Here is a 17916-nt window from a genome sequence, read left to right on the forward strand (position 1 = left end):
GACGGTTGTCCGTCGCGCCACCAGAAGGGGTGAACGGTCGTAACTTTCCCGTGCGGGTCGCGTTCGATCGCGCTAAGAGATCAAACAGTTACGTTACGTCAGGCAACGGCCAGTTCCCGACGTGCGGCCCTGCGCCTCGCGGCCACCTCGGGATCGAGCGCCGGTACCGCCGCCAGGAGTTGCTTGGTGTACGGGTCCCGGGGGTTGTCGTACACCTCGTCGGCGGGTCCCGACTCGACGATCCGGCCGCGGCGCATCACCGCGACCCGGTCGCTGACCTGCCGTACCACGGCGAGGTCGTGGGCGACGAAGACGAGCGCGAGTCCGAGTTCGCGCTGGAGCTCGCCGAGCAGGGCGACCACCTGGGCCTGGGTCGTCACGTCGAGCGCGGAGACCGGCTCGTCGCAGACGATGACGCGCGGGTCGGCCGCGAGCGCCCGCGCGATGCCCACGCGCTGGCGCTGACCGCCGCTGAACTCGTGCGGGTAGCGGTCGTAGTGCGCCCCCTCGAGCCCCACGCGCTCCAGCAGTTCGGTCACGCGCCCCCGGACGCGTCCCTCGTCCTTCTCGCCGCGCGCGCGGAGCGGGTCGGCGATGGACTCGCCCACGCTGCGCCGGGGGTTGAGGGAGGACACGGGATCCTGGAACACCATCTGGACGGCGGCGTTCACGCCCACGCGCGCGTGCCCCTCGTCCCGCACCTCTCCCGCCGTCGGCTCCAGGAGCCCGACGAGCATGCGTCCGAGCGTCGTCTTGCCGCTGCCGCTCTCGCCGACGACGCCGAGGGTCTCCCCTCGCCGGATGGTCAGCGACACGTCGTCCACGGCCGTGAAGGCTCGCTTGCCACGCCCGAACTCCCGGCGCAGACCACGCGCTTCGAGAACGACCCCGGCCGCCTCGGAGGACCCCGCGTCCGGGGGCGCCACCACGCCCTTTTCCGCGCCCGGCGTGACGACCACGCCCTGCCTCGCGTCCGGGGTCGTCCCCACGGCCCGCCGCCCCGCGTCCGGGCTGACGGCCACGCCGTGCCCCGCGTCCGCAGTGGTCGCCCCACCCCGCCCCGCGTCCCGCGTCGCCGCCACGGCCCGCCGCGTGTCCACCCGCGGCACCGCCCCCAGCAACTCCCGCGTGTACGTCTGCGAGGGCGCCCCCAGTACGTCCCCGACCGGTCCGTGCTCGACCACGCGCCCGTGCCGCATGACCAGCACGTCGTCGACGCTCTCGGCCGCCACGCCCACGTCGTGGGTGACGAGCAGCAGGCCCATGCCGGTCTCCTCGCGGAGCGTGTGCAGCAGGTCGAGGATCTGGGCCTGGACGGTGACGTCGAGGGCGGTGGTCGGCTCGTCGGCGATCAGCAGGTCCGGCTCGCAGGCCAGCGCCATCGCGATGAGGGCACGCTGGCGCATGCCCCCGCTGAACTCGTGCGGCCGGGACCGGGAGCGGCGCCGTGCGTCCGGAATTCCCACCCTCTCCAGCACCTCCACCGCACGCGCGCGTGCCGCTCGTCGCGACGCACGCGCGTGCACGCGGTACACCTCGGCGATCTGGTCGCCGATCGCGTAGTACGGGTCGAGGGACGACAGCGGGTCCTGGAAGACCATGGCCGCCTTGCCGCCCCGCAGCCGCCGCAGTTCGGCGTCCGAGGCCGCGCCCACGTCGACGCCGGCGACCTGGATCGAGCCGCCCACCTTCGCGCCCGTGCCGCGGTGCAGCCCCAGCAGGGCGGAGGCGACCGTGGACTTGCCGGAACCGGACTCGCCGACCAGGGCGAGGGCGGCGCCCTGCCCCAGCCGGAAGGAGAGCCCGTCGACGGCGCGCAGCTCGCCGAACTCGACCGTCAGGCCGCTGACTTCCACCAGGCTCATGCGAGCACCACCCGTCGGTCGGCCACCGCGTACAGCACGTCCGCGACGGCGTTGGCGACGACCACGAAGAATCCGATGACCAGGACCATGCCCACCACGACCGGCAGGTCGATCACATTGACGGCATGGACGAGTTCCTGTCCGATGCCGGGCAGCCCGAAGAGCGTCTCGGTGAGCACCGCGCCGCCGACCGCACCGCCGAAGTTGTTGGCGTTGAGCGCGATGACCGGTGCGAGCGCCCCGCGCAACGCGTGCCGCCCGATGACCGACCGCTCCGCCACGCCGTACGCGCGGAAGGTGCGGATGTGGTCCTCGGCGAGCGTCTCCAGCATCGCCGCGCGCGTGAGGCGGGCGAAGGCGGCCGCCTCGATGAGCGCGAGCGACAGCCAGGGCAGCAGGAGGTTCCACGCCCACTGTTCGGGGTCGTCGGTGAACTTCACGTACTGCGGGAACGGCAGCAGTCGCAGCTGTCCGCAGACGACGATCATCAGAACGAGCCCGATGACGAAGACCGGGGTGGCCACACCGGCGAGCGTGATGCCGGTCAGGACGCGCTCAGTGAGCCGGCCGCGCCGCCAGGCCGACAGGACGCCCGTGCCGACGCCGAGGACCAGCCACAGCACCATCGCACCGAACACCAGCGACAGGCTCACCGGCAGCTTGGCCAGGATCAGCTGGGTGACCTGCTGGTCGCTCTGGTACGACAGCCCGAGGCAGGGCGCGGAGCAGTGCTCCACGGAGGTGCCCGTCGAGTAGTCCTGGCCCGCAACGAGCCCTTGGAGGAAGTGCCAGTACCGCGTGTACAGCGGGTCGTCGAGGTGCAGTTGTTCGGCGACCTGGTGCACCTGGGCCGGTGAGCAGCGCGGGCCGCAGGTGATCTGGGCGACGTTGCCCGGGGTGACGTAGAAGACGACGTAGACGATCACCGAGACGGCGAACAGGGTGACGACGGCGCCGAGGAGACGGCGCAGGACGAAGCCGGTGAAGCCGTTCATGCCTTGGCCTCCCTCTTGCGGCTCATGCCTTGGCCTCTCTCTTACGGCTCATCCCTTGGCCTCTCTCTTGCGGCCCGTGCCGACGCGCAGCCGGGACGCCGCGCGCGGGTCCAGCGCCGTGCGGATGCCGTCGCCGAGGACGGTGAGGGCCAGCACGGTCACGAAGAGCGCGCCGGCGGGCAGCAGCAGGTACTGCGGGGCCGCCTGGTACCAGACGTCGGCGGCAGTGAGCATCTGTCCCCAGGAGGGCGTCGGGGGCTTCACGCCGACGCCGAGGAAGGACAGGGCGGCCTCGACGGTGATGTTGATCGGGACGAGGAGCGCGGCGTACGTGATGACCGGCGCGGCGAGTCCGGGCAGCAGCTCCCGGCGGGCGATCCGCCAGGTGCTCCAGCCACTGAGCCGGGCGGCGGCGACGTAGTCGAGCCGCTTGAGGGTGAGGGTCTGCGCGCGGGTGATCTTCGCGATGTTGCCCCAGGCGATGAGCCCGATGACGAGGGCGACCAGGACGGGCCGGGGGAAGTCCGACGGCACGATCGCGAGCAGCGCCAACGCCATGATCATGAGCGGCAGGGCGACGATGATGTCGGTGAGCCGGCTCAACAGTTGATCAACCCATTGACTGCCGAGTGCGGACGTCACGCCCACCACGACACCGATCAACACCTGGACGACGGTGGCGGCCAGTGCCACGCCCAGCGACACGCGCGCCCCGTAGACGAGCCGCGCGAACAGATCGCGCCCGGTCTGCGGTTCGACACCGAGCCAGTGGTCGCCGCCGGCACCCCCGAAGGAGCCGATGGGCACGCCACCGCGCGCGGAGTCCACGAGCGAGGGGTGGTAGGTGGTCGGGTCCTGGCCCTCCAGCGCGGTCAGCAGCGGTGCCGCGAGCGCGACCAGGACGAGCAGGGCGACGACGGCCGCCGCGACGAGGGCGGCGCGCTGCGTCCGCAGCCGCCGCCAGAACTGACGGGCCCCCGAGGCCCCCGGGACGACGGACGCCCCGGGAGCCTGGGTGGCGACAAGTGCCTCGCTCACGGCCTACTTCACCGCGGCCTGCGAGATGTCCAGCACGCCGGTCCAGTCGCTGATCACGACGTTCTTGATGTCCTTGCCCACCAGGCGCTTGTAGACGGGGTGGAACAGCGGCACGGTCAGCGCCTGCTCGCCGATCTTCTTGTCCAGCGCGCCCCACCTCTTGGCGGCAGCGTCAAGATCGGTCAACTTGTTGATCGCGTCAATCTCGGCATTGACCGACTTGTCGTTCAACAGGCCCGTGTTGAAGTTCGCGCCGTCCTTCACGATCTGCCGGCCATCGAAGATCGGGGCGAGGAAGGGCCCGCCGGACGGCCAGTCAGCGCCCCAGTGGGCGAGGAAGAAGCCGGGCTCGGTCTTCACGTCGTGGACCTTGTCGGAGTAGTCGTTCTCCTCGAGACCCTGGAGTTTGACCGTGACGCCGGCCTTCTTCAGCGCGTCCTGGATCGCGGTCGCGATCTCGGGGCTGGTCTCGAAGTCCTTGGCGTTGGAGTGGGTCAGCGTGACGGTCAGCCCGTTCGCGTACCCGGCCTCCTTCAGCAGTTCCTTCGCCTTGGCCGCGTTGCCGGAGTCACCCGCCGGGAACAGGTCGTAGGGCTCGTGGCCGAAGGACTTCTGGTTCGGCAGGAAGGTGGTCGCGGCCTCGGCGAGCGACGACCCGCCGGCGGCGTTCACGACCGACGACCGGTCGATGGCGTACGAGATCGCCTGCCGCACCTTGACGTTGTCGAACGGCTTGACCTTCGGGTTGAACGCGATGTAGTTCGTGTAGCCGAAGTGCCCGGTGCCGACACGCGCGGCGAGTTCCTTGTCACCCGTCACCTTGGCGAGCTCGGCCGGTCCGAGGTTGGTGTCCGTGGTGACCGCGGTCGCGTCCGCCCCTTGGGACGCGGACAACCGCTGGTTGATCACGGAGGAGTCGAGCCCGGACCGTACGTCGATCCTGTCCGGATAGGCCTTGCGCTCGGCGTCCGTCGCGGCGGACCAGTGCGTGTTGCGCTCCAGGACGAGGTGCTCACCGTCGTTCTCGTTGGTGACGACCTTGTACGGGCCGGACGAGACCGGGTGCTCCTCGTACTTCGTCCCGGTGTCCTTGGCCTTCGGCACCGGCGTGAACTGCGTCTGCGTGGCGAGGTACGGGAACTCGCCCTCGGGCTTGTTCAGATGGAAGACGATGGTCCGGTCGTCCGGCGTCTCGATCGCGTCCAGCCCGCCCTTGTCCTGGTACGGCCCCTGGTAGTCCGCGGCACCGACCAGCCAGTCCCGCAGGTAGGGCGCACCGCCCGACAGCTCGGGCGCGAAGGACCGCTCGATGCCGTACTTGATGTCGGCGGACGTGATGGCGGTGCCGTCCTCGTACGCGAGCCCCTTCTTCAAGGTGTACGTCCACACCGTCGCGTCCTTGTTGGGCCGCCCGGTGTCGGTCGCGAGGTCCGGGACGACCTCGGCGCCGGCCTCGCCGTTCTCGCGGTTGCGCGTGGTGAGCGTACGGAAGACCAGGGAGGGGACGTTGCCGCCGCCGGAGGTGTAGAGGCGGGCCGGGTCGAAGTCCTGCTGCGGGTTGGAGTTCAGGACTGTCAGGGTGCCGCCCTTGTGGGGCGTGGAGTCACCACCGGAGCCCTTGGCATCGTTGTCCTCAGGGCCGCAGGCGGCGGCGCCCGCGGCCAGAACCAGGCTTACGGATGCCGCGGCCACGCGGCGCGCTATGACGGACGGGTGACGCATCGGAGACGACCTCTCGAATGGTGAGACAAGTAGACAAGGGGTGAGACGAACGTGAACAGACGTCTGCCCGGGCGTCAGGTCGCCGGAAAACCGCGACCGAGGGTCACGGGAGAAAAAGAGAGATCGCGACGCGAGCGCCTGAGGGCGAACGTCAGCGACAGTGGATGTCGGCCACGCACAGAGCGGTCACACCGATGAGCGTCAGCTCTATGGCTGCGCGTGCGGAGGCGTGACGGGTCGACATGCGCAGAAATATGTACGACTTTTCTGCGCATGTCAACGTGACGTCCGAGGCGTCCGTCAACTCCCGGGATAGGCCCAGGGGTTGGGCTTGCAGGTGACCCCGCCGTAGGACAGGAACTTTGTCTGCTGCTGCATGACCGGGGCGAGTTCGCCGCTCTTGTCGCAGGTCACGTGGTGGTAGCCGAGCCGGTGGCCGACCTCGTGGTTGATCAGCATCTGCCGGTAGGCGTGAATTCGATCACCGTAGGTCCGGGACCCCTGGGCCCATCGGTACGCATTGATCATCACGCGCTCGGTGGCGGCCGAATCGCAGGACACGTTGTCCACGGTCGTGTCCAGACCGGACTTCGCGCACCACTTCGCGGTCGTCCCCGGACTGGCGAGCGTGATCACGAAGTCGGGCTTGCCGGAGTGGATCCGCTCGAAGGTGCGGGCACCGTTGTGCGCCCAGCTGCGGTCGTCGTTGAGCGTCTTCTGCACGGCCTCGGCGAACAGTTCGCCGTCGAGCCCGAGCCCCTGCTCCACGTCCACCCGGTAGGTGAACTTCTGCCCGGTCCCGGGCGCCTTGGCGATGCCCTCGACCGCGTCGAACGTCCCCGACCCGGCCAGCTTCGCGCTGAGCGCGTACTTCTGCCCCATCTTCTGCTCGTACGTCAGCGTCACTCTCGGCGACGTGGACGGCGTCGGCCGCCCGTCCGACCGCGAGGCCGAGTCCCGGGCGTCCCGCGCCTGATCGGTGGCGGCCTGCGACCGTACGTCGCCGCCGTCCCGCGCGTCCGTGACCTGCCCGGCGACGACGACGGCCAGCACGGTGGTGACGGCGGCGGCCGCGATACCGGTGAAGGTCCGGCCCTTGCCGCCCTTCCGCCGCACGGGCTCACCGCTGGGCGGCGCGTCGTCGTCCACGTCGGTACGCGTCGGCGGGGCCGCCGGCCAGTCGGTGACGGCGGCGTACGGATCGGCCGGGCGCCGAGGACCGCGAGGACCCCGGGCCGCGAAGAGGTCTACGCCCTCCCCGAAGGCGTCGAGGTAGTCCTGCCGAGGACCGCCCCGCCGGGCCCCGTCCGGGGGCGCCTGCCGCTGCCTCGGAAATGCGACACCGGGCGCGGCAACCGTCCTGTGCGCCCCCGTGTCACCCCAACCGCCCCTGGCTTCCCGCTGCTCGGGATGCCCACCACGAACCCCGGGCACGCCGCGCGCGGGAGTGCCGTCAGGTACCCGCGGCGTCCCGTGGGCGGGCGTCCCCTCCGGGAACCGGGGCACCCCGCGCGCGGGAGTGCCGTCAGGAACCCGCGGCACGCCGCGCGCGGACGTTCCCTCCGGGGCCCGTCGACCCCCGGGTGCGACCCGGTAGACCGGGTCCCCGTAGGCCGCGGGGCCGGCCGCGGGCATCCCCTGCTGCGGCGGTGCGCCCTGCTGCCGTGCGGGAGCGGGGCCCTGCCGGGGGAAGGTTCCTGTGGGCGGCTGAGGGCTCTCGGTCCCCCGGCCGCCGGGTCTTGCGGTGATGTCTGCGGAGTCACCCTTGGGAGCGGGCCCGCGACGGCTGTGCCGTCCCACGTCGCTTTTCAGCTCCCCGCGCTCGAAGACTCGACGGCGCCGGACGCCCCGGCCGTCCCGGACGCCCCAGCCGCGCCGGACGCCCTCGGCGCGCCCGAGAAGCCTGCCGCATCCGAGGACCGGGCCTCGCCCGACGCTCCACCCGGGCCGGACGACCCCGGCTCACCCGAAGAACCTGGCGGTTCCGCGGACCCGGCCGCTTCCGAAGATCCGGCCCCGTTCAAGGACCCGGCCCCGTCCCCACCCCCGGAGCCCCCCTTGTCCGCCACGAACTCCCGGAACGCCCGGGACACCGTCTGCGGGTACTCCATCATCGCCACGTGCCCCGCCTCCGGCAGGCTCAGCAGCCGGGAGTCCCGGAAGGTGCGGGCCGCCTTCTGGGCCATGCGATGGCCGATGAGCTGGTCGCGGGCGCCGTAGACGAGCAGGGTGGGTGCGAGGACCCGCTCGGCCTGGCGCCACAGCGCGTGCTGGCCGCCGAGCGTGTAGGCGTTGACCAGCCCGCGCGCGGACCGGGTCATCGCGTCCCAGAAGTACGGCAGTTGCTGTCGGCGCTCCATCTCCTCGACGGCGTGCCGGAACCCCTCCGCCGTCACCCGCGCGGGATCGCCGTAGCAGAGCGCCGTGACCCCGCGGACCCGCTGCTCGGCCGTCCAGTCGCGGCTGAGGCGCGTGAACAGCGCGGCCACGCCCGGCACCGCCAGCAGCGCGGTCGGTACGGCGCTGCGTTGGATGCGGATCTCGGGGAGCGCCGGCGACACGAGCGTGAGCGTCCGGACGAGGTCGGGGCGGACCGCGGCCACGCGCGTGGCGACCGTGCCGCCGAGGGAGTTGCCGAAGAGGTGCACGGGCCCGCGGCCGGAGGCGTCCAGTAAACGAATCACCGCACGCGCGTGTGCGGTGATGGAGTAGTCGCCGTCGTCCGGCGGCGGAGAGTCCCCGAAGCCCGGCAGGTCGACGGCCTCGCCGTCGAGGTCGCCGTCGAGCTCCTGCATCAGCGCCGACCAGTTCTGCGAGGAACCGCCGAGGCCGTGCACGAAGAGCGCGGGCGGCAGGCCCTCGCGCGCGGGCGGTCTCGACCGCACCGTCAGAGTGACCCCCCGCAGCCCCACCGACCTGAGCCGCTCGCCCTCCGCCACCCTGACGGGTGCCACCCTCGGGAGCACATTGGCGGCCGGTACGGGCGGCGACTCGGTCGAAGACATGCGGCAATGTTACGAGACGATCACGCACTGGTTCATGTGTTCGCCGTCACAAAGACCGCGCACATCGCATGGCGTCCAGATCGCGTGTCTCCTAGGCTCGTACGCAGGGCACCCGTACGTGGCCCCCTGTGTGAGTCAGGGACGTTCTAGGAAGGGAGCCCGTGATGACGTATGACCCCAGTGACCCCGACACCTTCGAGGACAGCGGCGGTGACGTCGAGCTCGACGTGGAGGCCCCCGAGGGGGACGCCGCCGAACAGCAGAAGGACGTCGCCCCGGACCGCGACGACCCGCTGACCGGCGTCGATCCCGGCGTGGCGAACGAGGCCGACCTCGTCGAACAGGCCCGGGTCGTCCAGATCGACGAGGACGACTATCGGTGACGCCCCCGAGCAGCTGTTCCGGCGGTTGCGCGGGAGTCGCTGCCCGCTACATACCCCTTTGAAACCTTCGTGCGGCTATCGCCACCGTCCGGTACGTGAAATTCTGCGCTCTCACCGCGCACAGTACGGTTACCGAAAAGTACGATGGCGGCGCGGCGCTCACCGCACGTGGACGACTTTTGGGAGGCGGCGTGACAGCCATCGAGCAGACAGAGGCGGCACGCCCGCGAGGTACGCGCCTGCCGCGCCGTGCCCGCCGGAACCAGCTGCTGGGCGCCGCACAGGAAGTGTTCGTGGCACAGGGTTACCACGCGGCCGCGATGGACGACATCGCCGAACGCGCGGGGGTCAGCAAGCCGGTGCTCTACCAGCACTTCCCGGGCAAGCTCGACCTCTACCTCGCCCTGCTGGACCAGCACTGCGAGTCGCTGATCCAGTCCGTACGGCACGCGCTGGCGTCGACGACCGACAACAAGCAGCGGGTCCGGGCGACCATGGACGCCTACTTCGCGTACGTGGAGGACGACGGCGGCGCCTTCCGCCTGGTGTTCGAGTCGGACCTGACGAACGAGCCCGCGGTGCGCGAGCGCGTCGACAAGGTCACGAACGAGTGCGCCGAGGCGATCTGCGACGTCATCGCCGAGGACACCGGCCTCTCACGCGCGGAGTCCATGCTGCTGGCCTCCGGCCTGGGCGGACTCGCGCAGGTCGTGGCACGGTCCTGGCTGCACAGCGACCGCAGTGTCCCGCGGGACCAGGCGGTCCAGCTGCTGGCGTCCCTGGCGTGGCGCGGCATCGCCGGGTTCCCGCTGCACGGCATCGACCACCACTGATTCATTCCCGGCCGTTGTTCGCTCATGGCGTTCTTGCGCGGAGCGTGCACGTCCCCTCACCGGGCTAATGTGTGCGGGGTACGGCGCGGAAGGTCGCGCACTTCACTGACCGTCGGAGGGACATAGCCGTGGAGGTCAAGATCGGCGTGCAGCACGCGCCCCGCGAGATCGTTCTGGAGAGCGGTCAGAGCGCCGAGGAGGTCGAGCGCGTGGTGGCCGACGCACTTGCCGGAAAGTCGCAGCTGCTGAGCCTCACGGACGATCACGGCCGCAAGGTCCTGGTCCCGGCGGACCGCCTGGCCTACGTGGAGCTCGGTGAGCCGGCCCCGCGCAAGGTGGGCTTCGGCGCGCTGTAGGCGGACGTATGACGAGAGGGGCCCGGCGACTTCAGGTCGCCGGGCCCCTCTCGTCATGCCCGCTCGCAGGCACCCTGCGTAGGCACCCTGCGGCGTACGTGGAGAGCCCCGCGCGGTTGTTTTATCCCCTGCTTTATCCCCGTATGGAGCACACTGCGAGCACGGAGGAGGATTGCATTCCGCAGGTCACGGGTATGACGGGCTACGACCGTGATACGCAGCGTGGCCATGTGGGAGGGACCCTCGATGATGTTGCTGGAAGCGCTCGGCTCCGCTCTGCTCGGTCTCGCGCTGGCCGCCCTGGCGGCCCACAGACTGGGGCACCGCCTGCCCGCCCGCTCCCTGGTGCTGGCGACGGGCGTCGCCGGAGCCCTGTTCGGCGCCTTCGTGACCCACACTTCCCTGGGCCCGGGCAGCATCCCGCTGAACCTGATCGGCGCGATCGTCTTCTCGGCGGCGTCCCTGTCGCTCCTGCTCCGCCCGGCGCGCAGATTCCGCCGCAGGTCGGCACCGGCGTAAAGGCCTAGGAACCCAGAGGCAAGCGGGAACCGCGCGACCCGCCACGACGAACCCAGGGGCGAGCGGGGACCCGCGCGACCAGCCACGACGATCCCGCGGCCGGCCGCGGACCTCGCTCCCCCGCGAAGCCCGCTCCCCCGCCGACCTCGCCCCCGCTCCTACACGCTGCGTTACGCCGCCAGCCCCAGCGCGGCCATCCGCTTCGTGTGCGCCTCCGTGATCCGCGAGAACATCCGCCCGACCTCGGCGAGATCGAACCCGTCGGCGACGCCGCCGACCAGCATGGTCGACAGCGCGTCCCGGTCGGCGACCACCCGCTGCGACTGCGACAGCGCCTCGCCCATGAGGCGCCGGGCCCACAGCGCGAGTCGCCCGCCCACGCGCGGTTCGGCGTCGATGGCCGCCCGCACCTTCTCCACGGCGAACTCGGCGTGCCCGGTGTCGTCGAGGACGGCGAGCACCAGTTCACGCGTGTCCGAGTCCAGCCGCGCCGCGACCTCCCGGTAGAAGTCACTGGCGATGGAGTCGCCGACGTACGCCTTGACGAGCCCCTCCAGCCAGTCCGAGGGGGCCGTCTGCCGGTGGAAGCCGTCCAGGGCGGCGACGAACGGCTCCATCGCCTCGGTCGGCTCGGCACCGATCTCGGTCAGCCGGTCCCGCAGCTTCTCGTAGTGGTGGAACTCCGCCGACGCCATCTTGGCCAGCTCCGCCTTGTCCGCCAGGGTCGGCGCCAGCTTGGCGTCCTCGGCGAGGCGCTCGAACGCCGCCAGCTCCCCGTACGCGAGCGCGCCGAGCAGGTCGACGACCGCGGCCCGGTACTGCGGTTCGGCGGAGGCCGTCGCCCAGTCCTGGGCGGCGACTCCGGTGGGTGCGGGAGCAGCGTCAGAGGTGTTGTCAGGCGTCGTCATGAAGCGCACAATAGCCCGCTCCCAGCGCCGGGGAAGTCCCTGGTGAACCAGTGTGACAACGGCTACGTGACCGAATCGGCCATCGCATGTGCGCGTTTCCGGGGTATGGTGGTAATGCGCCTGCTGAATACGTGCGTCTCCAGAAGACACCGTAGACCGCGTATCTCGACGGGCCGCACGTATGAGGATGCCCGGTCGGTGGCCCGATCGGCTCCGACCTGACAGCTCTCCTTGGCCGTACGGCACTGTGCGTACGGCATCCGGAGGGACCCTCAGCGGTTCGAGCGCTAGAGCGTCGGCAGAGGTCCCGTGCCATTACGGCCCGCCCGTAAGGCAGTCGACGTCCCCAGCACGGTCTTTCAGAGACCCCCGCGCTCGCCTCGCACCGCGCACACAGAAGAGGCAGCACCCTGACTACGACCTTCCGCGATCTCGGAATTCTGAACGAGACGGCCGAGGCTCTCGAAGCCGTCGGCATCATCACCCCCTTCCCCATCCAGGAGATGACGCTCCCGGTCGCCCTCTCGGGCTCCGACGTCATCGGCCAGGCCAAGACCGGCACCGGCAAGACGCTGGGCTTCGGCCTCCCGCTCCTCGAGCGCGTGACCGTCCCCGCCGACGTCGAGGCCGGCCGCGCCAAGCCCGAGGCCCTGACCGACGCCCCGCAGGCGCTCGTCGTCGTCCCCACGCGCGAGCTGTGCACGCAGGTCACCAACGACCTGCAGACCGCGGGCAAGGTACGCAACGTCCGCGTTCTCGCCATCTACGGCGGCCGCGCCTACGAGCCCCAGGTGGAGGCGCTCAAGAAGGGCGTCGACGTCGTCGTCGGCACCCCGGGCCGGCTCCTGGACCTCGCGGGCCAGAAGAAGCTCAACCTCGGCCACATCAAGGCGCTCGTCCTCGACGAGGCCGACGAGATGCTCGACCTGGGCTTCCTGCCCGACGTCGAGAAGATCATCAACATGCTGCCGGCCCGCCGCCAGACCATGCTGTTCTCGGCGACCATGCCGGGCGCGGTCATCAGTCTCGCCCGCCGCTACATGTCGCAGCCCACGCACATCAACGCCACCTCGCCCGACGACGCGGGCCGGACGGTCGCGAACACCAAGCAGCACGTGTACCGCGCGCACAACATGGACAAGCCCGAGATGGTCGCGCGCATCCTCCAGGCCGAGGGCCGCGGACTCGTCATGGTCTTCTGCCGTACGAAGCGCACCGCCGCCGACCTGGCCGACCAGCTCCAGCAGCGCGGCTTCGCCGCCGGCGCGGTCCACGGCGACCTCGGCCAGGGCGCCCGCGAGCAGGCGCTGCGCGCCTTCCGCAACGGCAAGGTGGACGTGCTCGTCTGCACCGACGTCGCCGCCCGCGGCATCGACGTCGAGGGCGTCACGCACGTCATCAACTACCAGTGCCCCGAAGAGGAGAAGACGTACCTGCACCGCATCGGCCGTACCGGCCGCGCGGGCGCCAAGGGCATCGCGATCACCCTCGTCGACTGGGACGACATCCCGCGCTGGAACCTGATCAACAAGGCGCTGGAGCTCAAGTTCAACGACCCGCCGGAGACGTACTCCACCTCCCCGCACTTCTACGAGGAGCTGAACATCCCCGCGGGCACCAAGGGTGTCCTGCCGCGGGGCGAGCGCACCCGCGCGGGGCTCGCCGCGGAGGAGCTCGAGGACCTCGGCGAGACCGGTGGCCGCGGTGGCCGCGGTCGCGGTGACCGCAACGGCGGTGACCGGGGAGGCCGTGGCGGCCGGGACGAGTCCCGTTCCGCCGACCGCGAGCGCCCGGCCCGTACGCCGCGCCGTCGCCGCCGTACGCGCGGCGGGACGGAGCTGGACGGAACCGCCGCTCCGGCGGGCACCGTCGCGCCCGAAGAGACCGCGGCCGCGGTGACCGAGGACGCCCCGGCGTCCCGCACCCCGCGTCGCCGTCGCCGCACCCGCAACGGCGCCGCCCCGGCGGAGTCGGTGCCGGCCACGGTCACGACGTCCTCGGACGTCGTGGAGGCCGCCGAGAGCGCGGTCGACACGGCCGAGGCCGTGGAGACCAAGCCGCGCCGCCGCCGCACCCGCAGGTCCGCGGAGACGGCCGCCGTCGAGGTCGCGGAGCGCGCCCAGGAGGTCGTCGCGGAGGTCAAGGAGCCCGAGGCCCCTGCCGCCGAGGTCACCGCCGCCGAGGTCACCGAGACGAAGCCGCGCCGCCGGACGCGCAAGGCCGCGGAGCCGGTCGTCGCCGAGGCGCCGGCCGCCGTCGAGGTCGCGGAGGCCGAGGCCCCCGCCGCGCCGCGCCGCCGTACGCGCAAGACGGCCGCCGCCGCGGAGACCGCGGTGGACACCGCCGAGGGCACGGAGACCAAGCCGCGCCGGACCCGCAAGGCAACCGTCACCGCCGAAGCCCCCGCCGAGGCCCCTGAGGTCACGGAGGCCAAGCCGCGCCGCACGCGCAAGACGGCCGCCGCCGCCGAGACCGCGGTCGACACGGCCGAGGCCGTCGAGGCCAAGCCCCGCACCCGCCGCACCCGCAAGGTCGCCGAGGCACCCGAGGCCGCCGCCCCGGTCGCCGAGATCCCGGCCCAGGCCGCGGAGGAGCCGGTGGCCGCCAAGCCGCGCCGCACCCGCAAGACGGCCGCCGCCGCCGCCGCGGAGACCGCGGTGGACACTGCCGAGGGCACGGAGGCCAAGCCGCGCCGCACGCGCAAGGCAACCGTCACCGCCGAAGCCCCCGCCGAGGTCGTGGAAGCCGCGCCGCGTCGCCGTACCCGCAAGGCGGCCGACGCCGAGCCGGCGCCGGAGACCGCCGAGGCCAAGCCCCGTCGTACGCGCAAGACGGCCGCAGCCGCCGAGGCCGCGGTCGACACGGCCGAGGCCGCCGAGGCCAAGCCGCGCACCCGCCGCACCCGCAAGGTCGCCGAGGCACCCGAGGCCGTGACGGCGTCGGAGACCACCGAGGCCAAGCCGCGCCGTGCGCGCAAGACGGCCGCCGCCACGGAGACCGGTGCGGAGACCGCCGCCGCCAAGCCGGCGCGTGCGCGGAAGACCGCCGCGGCCGCCGCCATCCCGGCCCAGGCCGCCGAGGAGCCGGAGGCCAAGCCGCGTCGCCGTGCCCGCAAGGCCACGGCCGCCGCGGAGTCCGCGGAGAGCTGACCGCTCACCCGACGGCCCGGTCCTCACGTCATGTGAGGGCCGGGCCGTCGGCGTTCCCCGGCCGACTGAGCCACATGGCCCACCTCACATGGCCGCCCCGGCCCCCGGACCGCCCCGCCGGATAGCCTCGTGCCATGAGCAGGCCCCCCACCTTCACCCCGCCCCCCGGCGCCCGCGCCCACTCCCTGCGCACCGCGCGGGGTGAGTTCGCGGTCGTCGACGCGCCCGTGGCGGACGGCGTCGCGGCGCGGGGGACCGTGCTGCTGCTGCCCGGGTTCACCGGCAGCAAGGAGGACTTCAACCCGCTGCACGTGCCGCTCGCGGCGCGCGGGTACCGGACGGTCGCCGTGGACGGGCGGGGGCAGTTCGAGACGGACGGCCCGGCGGACGACGAATCGGCGTACGCGCAGGACGAGTTGGCGAAGGACGTGCTCGCGCAGGCCGCGGCTCTCGGCGGACCCGTGCATCTCGTCGGGCACTCCCTGGGCGGGCTGATCGCGCGGGCCGCCGTCCTCCTGGACCCCGGGCCCTTCCTCTCCCTCACCCTCATGTCCTCGGGCCCCGCCCAGATCTCCGGCTCCCAGCAGCAGCGCGTGAAGCTGCTCCGGGACGCGCTGGCCGTGATGAGCATGGCGGAGGTGTGGGACGCGATCCAGGCCATGGAGCCGCCCGAGGAGACCGACACCGGGGGCGAGTTGGACTCGGGGCTCGACGACCGCGAGGATCTGCGCCGCCGCTGGCTGTGCACCCAGCCCGCGCAACTCATCGCCACCGGGCGGCAGTTGTGCGCCGAACCGGACCGGGTGGCCGAACTGGCCGCCGTACCGCTGCCGTTCCACGTGCTGTCCGGCTCGCACGACGACACCTGGCCGATCCCGCTGCTCGACCGGATGTCCGTCCGGCTGCACGCCCACCGGACCGTCGTCCCGGGCGCCGACCACTCCCCCAACACCGACCGCCCCCTGGAAACGGCCCACGCCCTCGCCGACTTCTGGGACGGCACCGGTCAGCCCTGACGGCCCAAAGGACGGCGGCGCCGGGCAACCCTGCCGCCCCAGGGGACGGCACCGGGCAACCCGACAGCGCCGGAAGCCCTGACGCCCCAAGGGCCGGCAACACCGGGCAGCCCTGGCACCCCAGGGGCACCCGGCACACCCCAACCCGCCCCTAGAACTGCCCCCGCACGTGCTCCCAGAACCCGTCCCGGAGGGCCCGCCGCAGATCCGCCTGGCCCCGCAGGGAGTACTGGAGCAGCCCCTCCGCCTCGACCAGCAGATCCTGGTCCACGGACCCGGGCAGATACGGATGGCCCGGCAGCAGCTCCCCCACGGACTCCCGCCCCCGCGCGGCCAGCCACTTCGCCGCGACCTGGGCGCCGACGAAACGGACGTCCTCGCGGGTGGGCCGGTTCACCGAGGCGTCATAGCCGGCGGCCGTGCGCCGTGACACGTACGGCTTGAAGAAGTCGAGGTCGAGGACGCGCTGGCTGTCGACCTCCCAGAGCAGCGGCTCGGCCTGGTTGCGGCCCTCCGGCGCCTCGATGCCCCACAGATGGACGCGGGCGCCGTACCCCTGGGCCGCCTCGACCGCCGACACCAGGTCCTCGTCGCCGCCGCGCAGGGCCGCGTCGCTGATCGCGCGGTGCCGGGCGAGGGATTCCAGGTCGCTCCTGATCAGCGAGTCGACGCCCTTCTGCTGGTTGTTGGCGTTGAGGTTGCCGAGCCGCACCTTTACGTCCGGAAGCTCGGCGATGGTCTGCTGCTCGGCGGTGTGGATGCGGCGCCGGGCGCCGTCGTACCAGTAGACCCTCAGCAGCCTGCTGTCCGCGAAGATGGTGCGGGCCCGGTCGATGAGCGCCTCGATCAGCCCCTCGGCGTCCAGGTCGAAGGCCCGGCGGTCCTCGGTCCCGGCGACGAGACGGCCCGCGGCCGCGTAGAGGTATCCCGCGTCGACGAAGATCGCGTGGGTCGAGGGCGTCTTCGCCACCTCGGCGAGCATGCGCGTCAGCAGCCCGTTGGTGTGGTCGATGCGGGCGGCGAGGGCCGCCAGGTCGTCGTTCATCAGCACCATTGTCCCGGCGGTCACGCTGCGAACACAACCGGTCCCGATCAGTCCCGGAGGGGTCGCTTACCCGTCAGTAGTTAGTTGTTCGAAAAATTTCTTTAGCGTAGGGAATGTTTGTAACACGCACCCCGTTGACTACCTGTGTACGCAGTAATTCTCCGCAGGAGGATGACCAGACGAAGGGAGAAGCCCATGCGCTTCGAAATCATGCGACTCGACGACGTCGACGGCACGCCCGTGGACAGCACCGTTGTGGACGCCGCCTCCGTCAATCGGATCGTTCAGCAGGCCGCCGCAATCGGCCAGCGACTCTGGATCCGCCCGACCGAGGCCGCGGCCTCGTAACACACACGCTTCGGAGCCCCGTACGACATTCGATGTCGTACGGGGCTCCGTGCATGTCGGCCGAGCGTCTCGGCTGCTCTGGATCAGCCGCTCCGGAGCAGCCGCTCCGGATCAGCTGCTCTGGATCACCTGGGTGACGCCGTTGATGATCTGCTGCACGGCGATCGCGGAGAGCATCATGCCCGCGAGCCGGGTCACCAGGACCACTCCGCCGTCCTTGATGACCCGGATGATCAGCAGCGAGTACCGCATCACCAGCCACAGCACGACATGGATGGCGAGGATCGCCGTCCACACCGAGGCCTGCGTCGCGACGCTGTCCGCCTTCTGCACGGCGAGGATGACCGACACGATCGCACCCGGCCCGGCCAGCAGCGGCATGCCCAGTGGCACGAGCGCCACGTTGACGTCCTTGGTCTGCTTGGGCTCGTCCGTCTTGCCGGTGAGCAGGTCCAGGGCGATCAGCAGAAGCAGCAGCCCGCCCGCGATCATCAGCGCGGGGACGGAGACGTGCAGATAGTCGAGGATCTGGTGCCCCAGCAGTCCGAAGACGGCGATGACACCGCCGGCGACACAGACGGCCTGGAAGGCCATCCGCTTCTGCACCTTGGCGGGCCGGCCGGAGGTCAGCGCCAGGAAGATCGGGGTGATCCCGGGGGGATCCATGATGACGAACAGGGTCAGGAACAGGGAGCCGAAAACGGCGGCGTCGAACACAGCGGAGCCTTGCGAGG

17 protein-coding genes are annotated in these 17916 nt (G+C 71.6%); 7 read left to right on the forward strand and 10 right to left on the reverse strand.

The annotated features are described in order from the left end of the window. Positions 1-98: 98 nt before the first annotated feature. From ACZ56U_RS13500 to ACZ56U_RS13530, 7 genes are all read right to left on the reverse strand, one after another. Positions 99-1865 (reverse strand): dipeptide ABC transporter ATP-binding protein, encoded by a 1767-nt coding sequence (locus ACZ56U_RS13500; RefSeq protein WP_469084165.1) that lies wholly within the window; start codon positions 1863-1865, stop codon positions 99-101. Beyond that, positions 1862-2860 carry an ABC transporter permease gene (locus ACZ56U_RS13505; protein ID WP_469084166.1) on the reverse strand — a complete coding sequence of 333 codons (999 nt, stop codon included), beginning with the start codon at positions 2858-2860 and terminating at the stop codon, positions 1862-1864. The genes ACZ56U_RS13500 and ACZ56U_RS13505 overlap by 4 nt, the downstream gene beginning before the upstream one ends. Before the next feature lie 48 nt (positions 2861-2908). After that, the gene (locus ACZ56U_RS13510; RefSeq protein WP_469084167.1) at positions 2909-3898 is read right to left on the reverse strand and encodes an ABC transporter permease; all 990 of its coding nucleotides are present in this window, start codon (positions 3896-3898) and stop codon (positions 2909-2911) included. Between the two features lie 3 nt (positions 3899-3901). After that, a complete protein-coding gene (locus tag ACZ56U_RS13515; protein WP_469084168.1) occupies positions 3902-5620 on the reverse strand; it encodes an ABC transporter substrate-binding protein in 1719 nt (572 codons plus the stop codon). A 151-nt stretch (positions 5621-5771) separates the two neighbouring features. After that, the gene (locus ACZ56U_RS13520) at positions 5772-5864 is read right to left on the reverse strand and encodes an Ms4533A family Cys-rich leader peptide (protein ID WP_353690199.1); all 93 of its coding nucleotides are present in this window, start codon (positions 5862-5864) and stop codon (positions 5772-5774) included. A gap of 56 nt (positions 5865-5920) precedes the next feature. Next, positions 5921-7420: a DUF3152 domain-containing protein gene (locus ACZ56U_RS13525; protein WP_469084169.1), complete on the reverse strand. Its 1500-nt coding sequence runs from the start codon at positions 7418-7420 to the stop codon at positions 5921-5923. An 8-nt stretch (positions 7421-7428) separates the two neighbouring features. Next, complete coding sequence (locus tag ACZ56U_RS13530) at positions 7429-8625, reverse strand: alpha/beta fold hydrolase (protein ID WP_469084170.1); 1197 nt, start codon at positions 8623-8625, stop codon at positions 7429-7431. Positions 8626-8789: 164 nt separating this feature from the next. On the opposite strand from ACZ56U_RS13530, the gene ACZ56U_RS13535 reads away from it, so the two are divergent. The 4 genes from ACZ56U_RS13535 to ACZ56U_RS13550 all read left to right on the forward strand — a co-directional run bounded on the left by ACZ56U_RS13535 (position 8790) and on the right by ACZ56U_RS13550 (position 10716). Then, on the forward strand, positions 8790-9008 hold the full coding sequence (locus tag ACZ56U_RS13535; RefSeq protein WP_469084171.1) for a hypothetical protein: 219 nt from the start codon (positions 8790-8792) through the stop codon (positions 9006-9008). Between the two features lie 191 nt (positions 9009-9199). Further along, positions 9200-9841 (forward strand): TetR/AcrR family transcriptional regulator, encoded by a 642-nt coding sequence (locus ACZ56U_RS13540; RefSeq protein ID WP_469084172.1) that lies wholly within the window; start codon positions 9200-9202, stop codon positions 9839-9841. Between the two features lie 128 nt (positions 9842-9969). After that, positions 9970-10197, forward strand: coding sequence for a DUF3107 domain-containing protein (locus ACZ56U_RS13545; RefSeq protein ID WP_391244759.1), 228 nt, complete (start codon positions 9970-9972; stop codon positions 10195-10197). Between the two features lie 249 nt (positions 10198-10446). Then, positions 10447-10716, forward strand: a complete 270-nt coding sequence (locus ACZ56U_RS13550) for a hypothetical protein (protein ID WP_469084284.1) — start codon at positions 10447-10449, stop codon at positions 10714-10716. A 170-nt stretch (positions 10717-10886) separates the two neighbouring features. On the opposite strand, the gene ACZ56U_RS13555 is transcribed toward ACZ56U_RS13550, so the two are convergent. Next, complete coding sequence (locus ACZ56U_RS13555) at positions 10887-11624, reverse strand: ferritin-like fold-containing protein (protein WP_469084173.1); 738 nt, start codon at positions 11622-11624, stop codon at positions 10887-10889. A gap of 503 nt (positions 11625-12127) precedes the next feature. On the opposite strand from ACZ56U_RS13555, the gene ACZ56U_RS13560 reads away from it, so the two are divergent. Beyond that, entirely contained in the window at positions 12128-14773 is a 2646-nt protein-coding gene (locus ACZ56U_RS13560) for a DEAD/DEAH box helicase (RefSeq protein WP_469084174.1), read from the forward strand. Positions 14774-14907: 134 nt separating this feature from the next. After that, positions 14908-15789, forward strand: a complete 882-nt coding sequence (locus tag ACZ56U_RS13565; RefSeq protein ID WP_469084175.1) for an alpha/beta fold hydrolase — start codon at positions 14908-14910, stop codon at positions 15787-15789. Positions 15790-15940: 151 nt separating this feature from the next. On the opposite strand, the gene ACZ56U_RS13570 is transcribed toward ACZ56U_RS13565, so the two are convergent. Further along, a complete protein-coding gene (locus ACZ56U_RS13570) occupies positions 15941-16834 on the reverse strand; it encodes an NYN domain-containing protein (RefSeq protein ID WP_469084176.1) in 894 nt (297 codons plus the stop codon). Positions 16835-17029: 195 nt separating this feature from the next. On the opposite strand from ACZ56U_RS13570, the gene ACZ56U_RS13575 reads away from it, so the two are divergent. Next, a complete protein-coding gene (locus ACZ56U_RS13575; protein ID WP_391244772.1) occupies positions 17030-17182 on the forward strand; it encodes a hypothetical protein in 153 nt (50 codons plus the stop codon). A 111-nt stretch (positions 17183-17293) separates the two neighbouring features. Here ACZ56U_RS13575 and ACZ56U_RS13580 read toward each other — a convergent pair whose 3' ends face one another. Continuing rightward, complete coding sequence (locus tag ACZ56U_RS13580) at positions 17294-17899, reverse strand: MarC family protein (RefSeq protein ID WP_469084177.1); 606 nt, start codon at positions 17897-17899, stop codon at positions 17294-17296. Positions 17900-17916 lie beyond the last annotated feature (17 nt).

Source organism: Streptomyces sp. NPDC034103 (genome assembly GCF_055575395.1).